At 67.5% G+C, this 13,240-nt stretch carries 13 protein-coding genes; 10 read left to right on the top strand and 3 right to left on the bottom strand.

All coding sequences use genetic code 11. The annotated features are described in order from the left end of the window. Positions 1 to 34 precede the first annotated feature (34 nt). Genes C9412_RS00760 through C9412_RS00745 form a run of 4 tightly spaced genes read left to right on the top strand, consistent with a single transcriptional unit; the run spans position 35 to position 2,901 of the window. Positions 35 to 613, top strand: coding sequence for a nitroreductase (locus C9412_RS00760; protein WP_107230412.1), 579 nt, complete (start codon positions 35 to 37; stop codon positions 611 to 613). Beyond that, positions 598 to 1,560 (top strand): 5'-3' exonuclease H3TH domain-containing protein, encoded by a 963-nt coding sequence (locus tag C9412_RS00755; RefSeq protein WP_107229927.1) that lies wholly within the window; start codon positions 598 to 600, stop codon positions 1,558 to 1,560. The genes C9412_RS00760 and C9412_RS00755 overlap by 16 nt, the downstream gene beginning before the upstream one ends. After that, positions 1,557 to 2,111, top strand: a complete 555-nt coding sequence (locus C9412_RS00750) for an NUDIX hydrolase (RefSeq protein WP_107229926.1) — start codon at positions 1,557 to 1,559, stop codon at positions 2,109 to 2,111. Before C9412_RS00755 ends, C9412_RS00750 begins: the two co-directional genes overlap by 4 nt. After that, positions 2,104 to 2,901 carry an N-formylglutamate amidohydrolase gene (locus C9412_RS00745; protein ID WP_107229925.1) on the top strand — a complete coding sequence of 266 codons (798 nt, stop codon included), beginning with the start codon at positions 2,104 to 2,106 and terminating at the stop codon, positions 2,899 to 2,901. Before C9412_RS00750 ends, C9412_RS00745 begins: the two co-directional genes overlap by 8 nt. Positions 2,902 to 3,078: 177 nt before the next feature. Here the strand turns inward: C9412_RS00745 and C9412_RS00740 are convergent, their stop codons facing one another. Further along, positions 3,079 to 4,497, bottom strand: coding sequence for an MFS transporter (locus tag C9412_RS00740; RefSeq protein WP_107229924.1), 1,419 nt, complete (start codon positions 4,495 to 4,497; stop codon positions 3,079 to 3,081). Positions 4,498 to 4,602: 105 nt separating this feature from the next. On the opposite strand from C9412_RS00740, the gene C9412_RS00735 reads away from it, so the two are divergent. Further along, entirely contained in the window at positions 4,603 to 5,487 is an 885-nt protein-coding gene (locus C9412_RS00735) for a LysR family transcriptional regulator (protein WP_107229923.1), read from the top strand. A gap of 103 nt (positions 5,488 to 5,590) precedes the next feature. Here the strand turns inward: C9412_RS00735 and pip are convergent, their stop codons facing one another. Together pip and prmC are read right to left on the bottom strand one after the other, a co-directional pair. Further along, positions 5,591 to 6,532, bottom strand: coding sequence for a prolyl aminopeptidase (gene pip / locus C9412_RS00730; RefSeq protein WP_107229922.1), 942 nt, complete (start codon positions 6,530 to 6,532; stop codon positions 5,591 to 5,593). A gap of 48 nt (positions 6,533 to 6,580) precedes the next feature. After that, positions 6,581 to 7,438, bottom strand: a complete 858-nt coding sequence (gene prmC / locus C9412_RS00725; protein WP_107229921.1) for a peptide chain release factor N(5)-glutamine methyltransferase — start codon at positions 7,436 to 7,438, stop codon at positions 6,581 to 6,583. 344 nt (positions 7,439 to 7,782) lie between these two features. Here prmC and ahpC point away from each other — a divergent pair, with 344 nt between their 5' ends. The 5 genes from ahpC to C9412_RS00700 all read left to right on the top strand — a co-directional run bounded on the left by ahpC (position 7,783) and on the right by C9412_RS00700 (position 12,750). Continuing rightward, the gene (gene ahpC / locus C9412_RS00720; RefSeq protein WP_107229920.1) at positions 7,783 to 8,346 is read left to right on the top strand and encodes an alkyl hydroperoxide reductase subunit C; all 564 of its coding nucleotides are present in this window, start codon (positions 7,783 to 7,785) and stop codon (positions 8,344 to 8,346) included. A 225-nt stretch (positions 8,347 to 8,571) separates the two neighbouring features. Next, on the top strand, positions 8,572 to 10,164 hold the full coding sequence (gene ahpF, locus C9412_RS00715; protein ID WP_107229919.1) for an alkyl hydroperoxide reductase subunit F: 1,593 nt from the start codon (positions 8,572 to 8,574) through the stop codon (positions 10,162 to 10,164). An 85-nt stretch (positions 10,165 to 10,249) separates the two neighbouring features. Continuing rightward, positions 10,250 to 11,215 (top strand): LysR substrate-binding domain-containing protein, encoded by a 966-nt coding sequence (locus tag C9412_RS00710; protein ID WP_107229918.1) that lies wholly within the window; start codon positions 10,250 to 10,252, stop codon positions 11,213 to 11,215. Positions 11,216 to 11,338: 123 nt separating this feature from the next. After that, complete coding sequence (gene rnk / locus C9412_RS00705) at positions 11,339 to 11,743, top strand: nucleoside diphosphate kinase regulator (RefSeq protein ID WP_079220704.1); 405 nt, start codon at positions 11,339 to 11,341, stop codon at positions 11,741 to 11,743. 50 nt (positions 11,744 to 11,793) lie between these two features. After that, positions 11,794 to 12,750, top strand: a complete 957-nt coding sequence (locus tag C9412_RS00700) for a transaldolase (protein WP_107229917.1) — start codon at positions 11,794 to 11,796, stop codon at positions 12,748 to 12,750. Positions 12,751 to 13,240 lie beyond the last annotated feature (490 nt).

Genomic DNA, 13,240 nt, shown 5'->3' with positions numbered 1-13,240 from the left:
TAATCAAATGCCCGTGATGACCGGTTCAGACACCATGCCCGACCCCGCCGCCCTGCTCGCCCTGGATGCCCGCCGCTCGGTGCCCTCGCGGCAACTGGGCGAACCCGGGCCGGACCCGGCCACCCTGCAGCGGATGCTGGCCTCGGCGGTACGCGTGCCCGACCACGGCAAGCGCGTGCCGTTCCGCTTCCTGAAAATCGCCGGCGATGCACGTCACACTCTGGGCGACTTCCTGGCCGAGCGCAGCCGCCAGCGCGACCCGCAGGCCGGCGATGCGGTCTTCGAGAAGGACCGCCAGCGTTTCAGCCATGCGCCGCTGGTGATCGTGGTGGTGGCCAGCCCGCGCCCGGACCCCAAGGTGCCCGAGCAGGAACAGCTGATGACCGCCGGCTGCGTCTGCTTTGCCCTGCTGCAGGCCGCGCAGGCGCTGGGCTTTGGCGCGCAGTGGCTGACCGCGTGGATGGCGTTCGACCCGGCCGTGCAGGCGCATCTGGGCCTGGCCGAAGGCGAGCGCATCGCCGGCTTCATCCACATCGGCACGCCCAAGGCTGCGGTGCCCGAGCGCGAACGCCCCGATCCGGCCACGCTGCTGCAGGAATGGACCGCACCGTGAGCGCGGTGAGCGCCCAGCCCGCACCGCCGCTGTATCTGGTCGATGCCAGCATCTACGTGTTCCGTGCCTGGCATTCGCTGCCCGACCAGTTCCAGGACAGCCAGGGCTGGCCGACCAACGCGGTGCATGGCTTTGCCCGCTTCCTGCTGGACCTGCTGGAGCGCGAGCGGCCACGGCATATCGCCATCGCCTTCGACGAAGCGCTGGACAGCGGATTCCGCCATCGCCTGTACCCGGCCTACAAGGCCAACCGCGATCCGGCGCCGGAGGCGCTCAAGCGCCAGTTCGTACACTGCAAGGCCCTGTGCGCGGCGCTGGGGCTGGCGGTGCTGGCCCATCATGATTTCGAGGCCGACGACCTGATCGGCAGCGCCCTGCACCGGCACCGTGGCAGCCATCGCGGGGTGATCATCTCCGCCGACAAGGATCTGTCGCAGCTGCTGCTCGACCATGACGAACAGTGGGACTACGCGCGCAACCAGCGCTGGGATGTGGCCGGGGTCAAGGCCCGCCACGGCGTGCACGCGCACCAGATTGCCGACTACCTGGCGCTGTGTGGCGACGCGGTGGACAACATTCCCGGTGTCAGTGGCGTGGGCGCCAAATCGGCGGCGGTGCTGCTGGCCCACTTCGGCAGCATGGATGCCCTGTTTGACCGTATCGATGAAGTGCCGTTCCTGCGCCTGCGCGGCGCGGCACAGATGGCGGTGCGGCTGCGTGAACAGCGCGAGCATGCCCAGCTCTGGCGCCAGCTGACCACCATCGCGCTGGACGCGCCGCTGGAGGGCTGCCAGAGCGGCATGCCGCGCCAGCCGGCCGACCCCGAACTGCTGGGCGGCCTGTGCCAGACCCTGCGCTTCGGCCCGATGACGCGCCGCCGGCTGTTCGATGCTGCCGGCGTGGCAGACCCCGTTCCCACTTTTTCCAATTCCGGCGAGCCCGCATGAGCCAGCGCAACACCGAAGCACCGCGAGTGGTCTACGAAGGCAAGTACCAGCGCATGGTCGTGCGCGGCACCTGGGAATACAGCGAACGCACCCATGCCGGTGGCCTGGCGGCGATCATCATCGCCGTCACGCCCGAGGACAAGGTGCTGTTCGTCGAACAGTTCCGCGTGCCGCTGCAGGCACCGACCATCGAGATGCCGGCCGGACTGGTCGGTGACGTCGATGCTGGCGAATCCATCGAAGTCTCGGCCGTGCGCGAACTGGAAGAAGAAACCGGCTGGACCGCCGAGCACGCCGAAGTGCTGATGATCGGGCCGACCTCGTCCGGTGCCAGCAGCGAGCAGATCGCCTTCGTGCGCGCCACCGGCCTGCGCCGGATCGGCGAAGGCGGCGGCGATGACAGCGAGGACATCACCGTGCACGAGATTCCGCGCAGCCAGGCCGCGGCCTGGCTGGTGCAGAAGATGGGCGAAGGCTACGCGCTGGACGCCAAGCTGTGGGCCGGGCTGTGGATGATCGAGCACCATCTGGACGGCCGCCCGCGTGGCTGACGCCGATCTGCACCCACTGCCGGCGCTGCTCGGCGCCGACGATCCGGCGATCTATTCGATCCACCGGGCGCAGGGCGCCTCACCGTTCCTGCTGCTGGCCGACCATGCCGGCCAGCAGGTGCCGCGTGCCCTTGCAGGCCTCGGTCTGCCGCAGGCCGAACGGGACCGCCATATCGGCTGGGACATCGGCATTGCCGGCACCACCCGCGCGCTGGCCGAACGGCTCGATGCGTGGGCGATTGAGCAGACCTATTCGCGGCTGCTGATCGACTGCAACCGCCCGCTGGCATCGCCGACGCTGATTCCCGAAGTGAGCGACCACACCGTGGTGCCGGGCAATGCCTCGCTGTCGGCGGCGCAGCGGCAGCAGCGCATCGACGCGATCCATGCGCCGTACCACGCGCGCATCGACGCCGAACTGGATGCACGCCGCGCTGCCGGCCGGCCCACCCTGCTGGTGATGATGCACAGTTTCACCCCGGCGATGAGCGGCGTGCAGCGGCCGTGGCATGCCGGCGTGCTGTACCACCAGGACACACGGTTTGCCCACGCCCTGCTGCAGGCGCTGCGCGGCGAAGGCGACCTGGTGGTGGGCGACAACGAACCGTATTCGGTCAGCAGTACCAGCGACTACGCGGTACCGGTGCATGGTGAAGGCCGCGGGCTGGTGCATGTGGAACTGGAGATCCGCCAGGACCTGATTGCCGATGAAGCCGGGCAGCAAGCGTGGGCCGAGCGGTTGGCGCGCATTTTCAGCGCGTTGCAGCCGCAGTTGCTGGCGTTCGGTTGAACGCGCGTGCATCCATCCCGGAACTGCCCGCGTTCGGTTGAACGCGCGTGGATCCACCCCGAGTCGGTAGTGCCGGCCGCTGGCCGGCAACCTCAGGGTAGCTGGATCATTGCAGTTGCCGGCCAGCGGCCGGCACCACCACAGGCGTGGCGCATCCATTCACGGGAACGGCTTCAATCATGCCTCGTTGGCCGGGCAGACGGTCGCGGCCGATTCGACCGACGCCGGGCGCAGGCCCAGCGCGATGACCACGCCGAGCGCGGCAAACAGCGCGGCACCGTACTGGGCATTGACCATGCCCTGCAGGGCGTCGGGGCTGGTCGCCGCCTGCGTGCCACGTGCAGCGTTGGCCACCATCACCAGCACCGCCAGTCCCAACGCACCGCCGATCTGCTGGGCGGTGGCGGCCATGCCGGACGCGACCCCCTGCTGTGGCCCCGGCACGCCTTGTCCGGCCACGATCCACATCGCTGTCCAGCTCATGCCCTGTCCCACGCTGAGGATCACGATGCCCGGCAGCAGCGCCCAGTAGCTGGCGCCGTGCGGCAATGCCAGCGCCACGCCTGCGATGCCCACGGCACCGGCCGCGAATCCCCAGGCCAGTACATGGCGCGCGGAACTGCGATGCAGCATGCGTTCGGCAATGCGGATGCCGAAGGTGCACACCAGGGTCGGCAGCAGGAACGCCAGGCCAGCCTGCAGCGGGCTCCAGCCATAGCCATCCTGGAAGTACAGCGCCAGGAAGTAGTACTGCACGCCGTAGCTGCTCATGAACGCAAAGGTGAGGCCGAGTGCCGCGCGCAGGCCCGGCAGGCGCAACAGCGCGAACTGCATCAGCGGGTCACGGCTGCGCTTCTCGATCTGCACGAACACCGTCAGCAGTACGGCTGAAAGCAGCAGGCAGATCACCGTCGCCGGCGCCGTCCAGCCCCACTCCGGCCCCTGCACCAGGGTGGTGACCAGCAGGCTGCCGCCGGCGGTGACGGTGAGGCAGCCGGCGAGGTCGAAGGAGCGGCCGCGCACGCGCGGACCGTCGGCCGGCAACCACACGCCTGCGGCAACAGCGCAGGCCGTGGCCAGCGGCACGATCACCGCCAGCACCGCCGGCCAGCCGAAGGCCTGGGTCAGCACCCCGCCCAGCAGCGTGCCCAGCGCCAGCCCGACCGCGCTGGCCATGCTCCAGATCGCCAGCGCACGATTGCGCAACGGGCCTTCGGCATACAGCGTGTTGATCAGCGCCAGCGTGGCCGGGAACAGCAGCGCGGCGCCGACACCCTGTGCCGCACGCGCGATGATCAGCAGGGTGGCATTGGGCGCCAGCGCACCGAGCAGCGAGGCCAGCGCGAACAGCAGCATGCCCAGCCGGTAGAAGCGACGGCGACCGATCAGGTCGGCGGCACGTCCGCCCAGCAGCAGGCTGCCACCAAAGGCCACGGTGTAGGCGCTGACCACCCATTGCAGCTGCTGCGCATTGATCTGCAACGCGCGCCCCATGTCGTGCAGGGCGACGAAGATGATGGTGGCGTCCAGGGCGATGATCAGCTGGGCAGTGGCCAACAGGGCCAGCGCCCCGCGGGGATATTTGAGGGGAGGCATCGGTGGTCTGGAGCAAGGGGGGAGCGCAGTCTCATTGATGCGGCACAATCAATAAACCCCCGCACAGCCATATCTGTCATGATTTTCAGCATGAATGGAACCGCGATGGACCTCAATGCCGTGCGCATGCTGGTGCAGGTGGCCGAAGCGCGCAGCTTCACCGTGGCGGCCGGCCAGCTGGGCCTGAGCCAGTCCGGCCTGTCGCGCGCGATCAGCCGGCTGGAGGCCACGCTGGGGGTGAAACTGCTGCAGCGGAACACCCGCAACGTGGCGTTGACCCCGGATGGCCGCCAGTTCGTCGATCAGGTCGCGCCGCTGCTGTGCGGCTTCGAAGATGCCGAGCGCCAGTTGGCCGACCGCCCCTGCACGCCCTCGGGCACGCTGAAGATCAGCGCGCCCTCGATGTTCGGGCGCAAGGTGCTGGTGCCGCTGCTGGCACCGTTGCTGGAACGGCATCCGCAACTGCAGGTGGAAGCGGTGCTGAGCGACCGTCTGGTCGATCTGGTCGAGGAAGGGTTTGATGCCGCGCTGCGCACCGGCGTGATCGCCGACCAGCGCATCGTCGCGCGCGCGCTGCGGCCCCTGCGCTGGGTAACCGTGGCCAGCCCGGACTACCTGGCTCGCTGCGGCACGCCGGCCGTTGTCGAGGATCTGCATCGCCATGCGTGCCTGGCCGTACGCAATCTGCGCAGTGGCCGTGTGGTCGACTGGCAGTTCCTGCAGCAGGGCCAGCTGCACGAGTTCACGCCACCGACGCGGATGGTGTTCGACAGCGGTGACCCGCTGGTGGAAGCGGCGATGACCGGTATCGGCATCGTGCAGGTGATGGATTTCGCCGTGGCCGACGCGCTGGCCGATGGCCGCCTGCAGCGCGTGCTGCAGCCGTTCGAAGGCCGCAGCCGCGCACTGTCGCTGATCTACCCGCCGTCGCGGCAGCACTCCCCGAAACTGCAGGTGCTGGCCGACGCGTTGTTGGCCGGGGAGTGGTAGATCCACGCCATGCGTGGATGATTCCGCACGGGGTCAGATCCCTTTCCGTAGGAAAGGGATCTGACCCCTGGCGTTGCCGGCCAGCGGCCGGCACTACCTCCGATCAGGCGAAGCTATCGGTGGCGCGCACCAGCGCGTCCACGTTCTCCGCTTCGAACGCCGAGTGACCCGAGGCCGGGGTGATTTCCAGCTTGGCCTTCGGCCACACCTTGGTCAGGTCCCAGGCGTTGGCCAGCGGGCAGACCACGTCGTAGCGGCCGTGCACGATCACGCCCGGGATGTCGGCGATGCGGTGTGCGTCGCGCAGCAGCTGGTCTTCCACCTCGAAGAAGCCGCCGTTGACGAAGTAGTGGTTCTCGATGCGGGCGAACGCCAGTGCGAAATGCGGGTCTTCGTGGCTGTTGATGAAGTCATCGTCCACGTGCAGGAAGCTGGTCGCGCCTTCCCACACCGCCCACGCCTTGGCCGCTTCCAGGCGCGTGGTTTCGTCGTCGCTGGTCAGACGGCGGTGGAAGGCCGAGATCAGGTCGTGACGCTCCACCGACGGAATCGGCTTCAGGTAATGCTCCCACGCATCCGGGAACAGGCGGTTGGCGCCTTCCTGGTAGAACCATTCCAGTTCCCAGCGGCGCAGCATGAAGATGCCGCGCAGCACCAGTTCGGTCACGCGCTGCGGGTGGGTTTCGGCGTAGGCCAGCGCCAGGGTCGAACCCCAGCTGCCGCCGAACACCTGCCAGCGATCGACCTTCAGGTGCTCGCGCAGCGTTTCGATATCGGCAACGAGGTCCCAGGTGGTGTTGTCCACCAGGTCGGCGTGCGGGGTGGAACGGCCGGCACCGCGCTGGTCGAACAGGATGATGCGGTACTTGGACGGGTCGTGGAACTGGCGCATCTTGTCGCTGCAGCCGCCGCCCGGGCCACCGTGCAGCATCACCACCGGCTTGCCGTCCGGGTTGCCGCACTGTTCGAAGTACAGCGTGTGGCGGTCGTCGACCTTCAGGGTGCCGACGTCGTAGGGGGTGATGGCGGGGTACAGCGTACGCATGCTTGCAGCTCCAGGGTGATGCCCTGCCGGGGCAGGAGAACCTCCATTCTAGGCCGGTCGCCGGCCCAGGGTGATGCGGTCGCGCTGCTCCAGGTCCTGCACGGTCTGCACGTCGGCGAAACCGGCGGCGTCGAACAGCGCGCGGATCGCCTCGCCCTGGTCCCAGCCGTGCTCGATCAGCAGCCAGCCACCGGGCAACAGATGCGCCGGGCCACCCTCGACGATGCGGCGGATGTCGTCCAGGCCATCCGGGCCCGAGGCCAGCGCGGTGGCCGGTTCGAAGCGCAGGTCGCCCTGTTCCAGGTGCGGATCGTCGCTGGCGATGTACGGCGGGTTGCTGGCGATCAGGTCGAAGCGCGCGCCCTGCAGCGGCGCATACCAATCGTGCCCGCCCTCGGCCAAGCGCACGTTGTGCAGTTCATGGCGCGCCGCGTTGCGCGCAGCGACAGCCAGCGCACCGGGGCTGGCATCGGTGGCCAGCACCTGCGCCTGCGGCCGTTCGCTGGCCAGCGCCAGCGCGATCGCGCCGCTGCCGGTGCCGAGGTCGGCCAGCTGCAGCGCGCGCTCCGGCGGCAGGCGGTCCAGCGCCAGTTCCACCAGCAGCTCGGTTTCCGGGCGCGGTATCAGCGTGGCCGGGTCGACCTCCAGGTCCAGCGTCCAGAAGCCGCGGCGTCCGGTCAGGTAGGCCACCGGCTCGCCGGCCGCGCGGCGTGCCAGCAGGGCGTCGAAGGCGGCCTGGTCGGCCGCGGCCAGCGGATCGGTGGCATGTGCGAACAGCCAGCTGCGCGGGCGCTCCAGCACATGCAGCAGCAGCAGTTCGGCCTCGTGGCGGGCCTCGATGCCGCCCAGACGGGCACTGGCCTCGGCCACAGCCTGGCGCAGGGTGGGTTCGGTTTTGACAGACATGCCGCAATTGTAGAGTCGAGCTTGCTCGACTGCCTTTGATTGAGATGACAGCCGGGTCCGGAAAAGCCGTCGAGCAAGCTCGACGCTACAAAAGCGGGAATCCGTTCAGGTTCTGGCGAACGGGATAAGGACGGGCTATCGGCCGCGTTCACCTGCCGGGGAAGATTTTCCTTTTCATACAGACAGTTGCAGGATGTGAGCGGCAAGGTTCAGTGCCTGCTCATCGCATTTTGATAGCCTGCATCTATCAAATAGATGCAATCAATGGATTGTTCTTATCGCAATTGAATCGGTAACCTAGCTCCTGTCGATTCACCCACTCCCCTTCACACAGAGGAAAAACGATGTCCCTGATCAACACTCCGATCCAGTCGTTCGAAGCCAATGCCTACCACAACGGCGAGTTCATCAAGGTTTCCGACAACAGCCTGAAGGGCCAGTGGTCCGTCCTGATCTTCATGCCGGCCGCCTTCACCTTCAACTGCCCGACCGAGATCGAAGACGCCGCCGACCATTACGCCGAGTTCAAGAAGGCCGGCGCCGAGGTCTACATCGTCACCACCGACACCCACTTCTCGCACAAGGTTTGGCACGAAACCTCGCCGGCCGTCGGCAAGGCCCAGTTCCCGCTGGTCGGCGACCCGACCCACAAGCTGACCCGCGCCTTCGGCGTGCACATTGAAGAAGAAGGCCTGGCCCTGCGCGGCACCTTCATCATCAACCCGGAAGGCGTGATCAAGACCCAGGAGATCCACTCCAACGAGATCGCCCGTGACGTCGCCGAGACCCTGCGCAAGCTGAAGGCCGCCCAGTTCACCGCCGCCAACCCGAACCAGGTCTGCCCGGCCAAGTGGAAGGAAGGCGAGAAGACCCTGACCCCGTCGCTGGACCTGGTCGGCAAGATCTAAAGCAGTACCGGCCTGCGGTGGCCCCACGCCACCGCGCGCCCTTCATCCCCGTGCCGGTCCCCCCGCCGGCGTGGGGGTGAACCCAAGACAGCCAACGCGCGCCAGCCTTGGCCAGCCAGCCCCTTCCACGGTCGCTGTCTTGGGTTCACCCCTACCCCCTGCTGGTCCGCTACCTTCTACAGCGGTGCCACGCCCCCTGTTTGCCTGAAGCCAGGAGAAGACCCGATGTTGGACGCCAACCTGCAGTCGCAGCTGAAGACCTATCTGGAGCGCGTGACCCGCCCGATCCAGATCACCGCGCACGCCGACGACGGCGCCAAGTCGCAGGAAATGCTGGAGCTGCTGCAGACCCTGGAAAGCCTGTCGGACAAGATCTCGTTGCAGGTGCTGCGCGATGGCCAGGGCCGTGTGCCGTCCTTCGACCTGGGCACCCCGGGCCAGGACATCCACCTGACCTTCGCCGGTCTGCCGATGGGCCACGAGTTCACCTCGCTGGTGCTGGCGCTGCTGCAGGTCGGCGGCCACCCGTCCAAGGCCACTGCCGAGCTGATCGAGCAGGTGCAGAACCTGGAAGGCGAATACAAGTTTGAAACCTACTTCTCGCTGTCCTGCCAGAACTGCCCGGACGTGGTGCAGGCGCTGAACCTGGCTGCGGTGCTCAACCCGCGCATCCAGCACGTGGCCATCGACGGCGCGCTGTTCCAGGACGAAGTCGAGCAGCGCGAGATCATGTCGGTGCCGACCGTGTACCTCAACGGCGAAGTGTTCGACCAGGGCCGCATGACCCTGGAACAGATCGTGGCCAAGCTGGACACCAACGCCGGCAAGCGCGATGCCGAGAAGATCGCCGCCAAGGACGCCTTCGACGTGCTGGTGGTCGGCGGTGGCCCGGCCGGCGCGGCGGCGGCGATCTACGCCGCGCGCAAGGGCATCCGCACCGGTATCGCCGCCGAACGTTTCGGTGGCCAGGTGCTGGACACCATGGCGATCGAGAACTTCATCTCGGTGAAGGAGACCGAAGGCCCGAAGCTGGCCACGGCGCTGGAACAGCATGTGCGCGAGTACGAGGTGGACATCATGAACCTGCAGCGCGCCACTGCGCTGGTACCGGCCGGTGAAGATGGCCTGGTGCAGGTGCAACTGGAAAATGGCGCGGTGCTGAAGTCGCGCTCGGTCATCCTGTCCACCGGCGCGCGCTGGCGGCAGATGAACGTGCCGGGCGAGGACCAGTACCGCAACAAGGGCGTGGCCTACTGCCCGCACTGCGATGGCCCGCTGTTCAAGGGCAAGCGCGTGGCGGTGATCGGCGGCGGCAACTCCGGCGTGGAAGCGGCCATCGACCTGGCCGGCATCGTGTCGCATGTGACCCTGCTGGAGTTCGATTCCAGCCTGCGCGCCGATGAAGTGCTGCAGAAGAAGCTGCGCAGCCTGGCCAACGTCACTGTGCTGACCAGCGCCCAGACCACCGAAGTGCTGGGCGATGGCAGCCGGGTCACCGGCCTGGTCTACAAGGACCGCGTTGGCGGCGATGCCCACCGTGTCGAGCTGGAAGGCATCTTCGTGCAGATCGGCCTGCTGCCCAACACCGAGTGGCTGAAGGATGTGGTGGCGCTGTCGCCGCGCGGCGAGATCGTCATCGACGACCGCGGCCAGACCAATCTGCCGGGCGTGTTCGCTGCCGGCGATTGCACCACGGTACCCTACAAGCAGATCATCATCGCCATGGGCGCCGGTTCCACCGCCGCACTGAGCGCGTTCGATCATCTGATCCGCTCGTCGGTGAGCAGCAGCAGCGGTGCCGTTGCTGAAGCTGCCTGATCCACCGTTCCCAGGTCAGCGGGAACCTTGTCTGCCTGCCGGGTAACCAAGCCGTCAGCCGGTCCGTTGCCCCTGGGGTGTAAGGATGAACCTACGTGATCTGAAGTACCTGGTAGCCCTGGCCGACCACAAGCATTTCGGCCGGGCTGCCGCTTCCTGCTTCGTCAGCCAGCCCACGCTGTCCACGCAGATCCGCAAGCTGGAAGAAGAGCTGGGCCTGCCGCTGGTGGAACGCGCACCGCGCAAGGTGATGCTGACCCCGGCCGGCCAGGAGGCTGCCGCACGGGCACGGGTGATCGTGTCCGAAGTGGAACAGTTGAAGGAAGCGGCGCGACGCAGCCGCGATCCGGAAGCCGGTACGGTGCGCCTGGGGATCTTCCCGACCCTGGGCCCATACCTGCTGCCGCATGTGATCCCGCGCATCCGCGAGCGCTTCCCCGAACTGGAACTGCTGCTGGTCGAGGAAAAGAGCGACGTGCTGCTGGACCGCCTGCGCGAGGGCAAACTGGACGCCGCACTGCTGGCGTTGCCGGTGATCGACGACCAGCTGCACGCCGAGTTCCTGTTCGAGGAGCCGTTCCTGCTGGCCGTGTCCGGGCGCCACCCGCTGGCCCGCCGCGAACATCTGGACGTGCAGGAGCTGGCCACGCAGAAGCTGCTGCTGCTGGAAGACGGCCATTGCCTGCGCGACCAGGCGCTGGAAGTGTGCCGCCTGTTCGGCGCCAACGAGAAGTCCGAGTTCCGCGCCACCAGCCTGGAAACCCTGCGCCAGATGGTGGCCGCCGACGTCGGCATCACCCTGCTGCCGAGCCTGTCGGTGCAGCCGCCGGTGCCGCGCTCGAACAACATCCGCCTGCTCGACTTCACCGGTGAAGGCCGTCCCAGCCGCCGCATCGCGATGATCTGGCGCCGCAGTTCGGCGATGAACGATTTCCTGATGGAACTGGCCGACCAGTTCAAGCGACTGCCACAGGCACTGTTCACCCTCGATGCGGTGAATGCCGGCGTGGGCGACGCCACCGCGCTGCCCGGCCCGGTGCTGAACGGCTGAGCCCCTACGGCGCGGGCCTGGAATCGGCAGGAGTCGATTCCGGCCGCATTTGTCCCCACAATACAGACAGGCGGCGCCAGCAGGTGCCGCCTTTTGCATGGCTTTCAACCAAGGAGCGTCACCATGAACACCGCCAGCGGCCTGCCGCCGTCGATCACTGTATCCACCTTCGACATGGACCGCCTGGAGGCCATGCTCGATTCCCCTGCGCTGAGCCAGACGCCTGCCGCGCTCGCGCTTGCCGAAGAACTCAACCGGGCCACCGTGCTGGCGCCGGACCAGATTCCCGAAGGCATCGTCATGATGCATTCGCGCGTGGAGTGCGAAGATGAAGTGTCGGGCGAAACGCATGTCCTGACCCTGGTCTTCCCCCGCGAAGCCAACGTCGATGAGGGCAAGGTGTCCGTGCTGGCCCCGGTCGGCAGTGCCCTGCTCGGCCTGGCCATCGGCCAGAGCATCGACTGGAATGCGCCCGGCGGCCGCAAGCTCCGCCTGCGCGTGACCGCGGTCCACAACGACCGCCCCTGATTACCGCTGCGCACCGCGCGCGATTCGATCCCCCTGCACCAGGAGCCGTAATGAGTACCCCGTCCAAACTGTCCCAGCTGCGCGAACTGTCCGTGGTCGTTGCCGATACCGGTGACTACGACGCCATCAAGCGCCTGCAGCCGGTGGACTGCACCACCAACCCGACCCTGGTGAAGAAGGCGCTGGACCTGCCGGTCTACGCCGAGCTGATCGAACGCGAACTGGCCTGGGGCCGCCAGCAGAGCGGTGACCGCGAAGCCGTGGTGCACGCGGTGGCCGACCGCCTGACCATCGGCGTCGGCGCGCTGCTGAGCACGCTGGTGCCGGGCCGCGTGTCCACCGAAGTGGACGCCGACCAGGCCCACGACACCGCCGCCACCGTGGCCAAGGCCCGCCAGTTCATCCAGATGTACGCCGATGCCGGCGTGCCGCGCGAGAAGATCCTGATCAAGATCGCCGCGACCTGGGAAGGCGTGGAAGCGGCGCGCGTGCTGCAGGCCGAAGGCATCGACTGCAACCTGACCCTGATCTTCAACCCGACCCAGGCGCTGGCCTGCAGCGAAGCCGGCGCGTTCCTGATCTCGCCGTTCGTCGGCCGCATCCTCGACTGGTACGTGGCCAACGGCCAGACCCCGGCCAGCATCGACGAAGACCCGGGCGTGAAGTTCGTACGCGGCGTGTATGCCGAGTTCAAGCGCCGCGGTTCGCCGACGGTGGTGATGGGCGCCTCGTTCCGCTCCACCGCGCAGATTGAAGCGCTGGCCGGCTGCGATCGCCTGACCATTTCGCCGGACCTGCTGGAAAAGCTGGACGCCGACCACGGCGAGCTGCCGCGCAAGCTGCTGGCCGGTGCCGCCGACGGCGCGGCGGCGACCCCGATCGACGCAGCGAAGTTCGCGGCGGATCTGGCGGCTGATCCGATGGCCACCGAGAAGCTGGCCACCGGCATCGATGCGTTTGCCAAGGATCTGCAGGCGCTGCGCGAGCGCATTCGCTCGGCACTGTGATTCCAGCGAACGGCTGAGCCCCTCGTGGCGGGCTGTTCGGCTCGGTAGAGTCGAGCTTGCTCGACTGACTGCGGGAGCAACAGCCGCGCTGGGTCGGGCGGGTTGGGTTCGCGGGAGACGCCGTGAATCCATCCCTGGAGGCTTGGCCGCCGCTTGCTCGTGTGCGCTGTCCTGCGCACACGGCAAGACCGGGCTTGGGCGTCCTGCCCAACCCGCCCGAGGCATGCCTCGGGCCCATGCGGCGGACACTCCCGCGAACCCAACCCGCCCGCCCTCTGACAGTTTCCGGTGGCCGCCCGCCACGGAAGAAAGAAAGAAGAGCAACAGCGGGTCGCGCGCTTCGCTTGCTTGCAGTCGAGCAAGCTCGACTCTACGGGGCAATGCAGAACCAAAGAAAAAGGACGCGGCGAACGCCGCGTCCTTTTTCTTTTCCATCAGTTCATCAGTAACCCAATGCTGTTTCCCACCGTCACCGGGAAACTGTCGGAGG

The organism is Stenotrophomonas sp. Nf1, from assembly GCF_003028475.1.
Classification (GTDB): domain Bacteria; phylum Pseudomonadota; class Gammaproteobacteria; order Xanthomonadales; family Xanthomonadaceae; genus Stenotrophomonas.
The sequence above is the reverse complement of the archived record's forward strand: the minus strand, read 5'-3'. Positions and strand labels throughout refer to the sequence as shown.

What these genes read in the sequence shown, in the direction of transcription:
- C9412_RS00760 (WP_107230412.1), top strand. Translation starts at nt 35, where the DNA reads ATGCCCGACCCCGCCGCCCTGCTCGCCCTGGATGCCCGCCGCTCGGTG.
- C9412_RS00755 (WP_107229927.1), top strand. Translation starts at nt 598, where the DNA reads ATGGACCGCACCGTGAGCGCGGTGAGCGCCCAGCCCGCACCGCCGCTG.
- C9412_RS00750 (WP_107229926.1), top strand. Translation starts at nt 1,557, where the DNA reads ATGAGCCAGCGCAACACCGAAGCACCGCGAGTGGTCTACGAAGGCAAG.
- C9412_RS00740 (WP_107229924.1), bottom strand. Translation starts at nt 4,497, where the DNA reads ATGCCTCCCCTCAAATATCCCCGCGGGGCGCTGGCCCTGTTGGCCACT.
- C9412_RS00735 (WP_107229923.1), top strand. Translation starts at nt 4,603, where the DNA reads ATGGACCTCAATGCCGTGCGCATGCTGGTGCAGGTGGCCGAAGCGCGC.
- pip (WP_107229922.1), bottom strand. Translation starts at nt 6,532, where the DNA reads ATGCGTACGCTGTACCCCGCCATCACCCCCTACGACGTCGGCACCCTG.
- prmC (WP_107229921.1), bottom strand. Translation starts at nt 7,438, where the DNA reads ATGTCTGTCAAAACCGAACCCACCCTGCGCCAGGCTGTGGCCGAGGCC.
- ahpC (WP_107229920.1), top strand. Translation starts at nt 7,783, where the DNA reads ATGTCCCTGATCAACACTCCGATCCAGTCGTTCGAAGCCAATGCCTAC.
- ahpF (WP_107229919.1), top strand. Translation starts at nt 8,572, where the DNA reads ATGTTGGACGCCAACCTGCAGTCGCAGCTGAAGACCTATCTGGAGCGC.
- C9412_RS00710 (WP_107229918.1), top strand. Translation starts at nt 10,250, where the DNA reads ATGAACCTACGTGATCTGAAGTACCTGGTAGCCCTGGCCGACCACAAG.
- rnk (WP_079220704.1), top strand. Translation starts at nt 11,339, where the DNA reads ATGAACACCGCCAGCGGCCTGCCGCCGTCGATCACTGTATCCACCTTC.
- C9412_RS00700 (WP_107229917.1), top strand. Translation starts at nt 11,794, where the DNA reads ATGAGTACCCCGTCCAAACTGTCCCAGCTGCGCGAACTGTCCGTGGTC.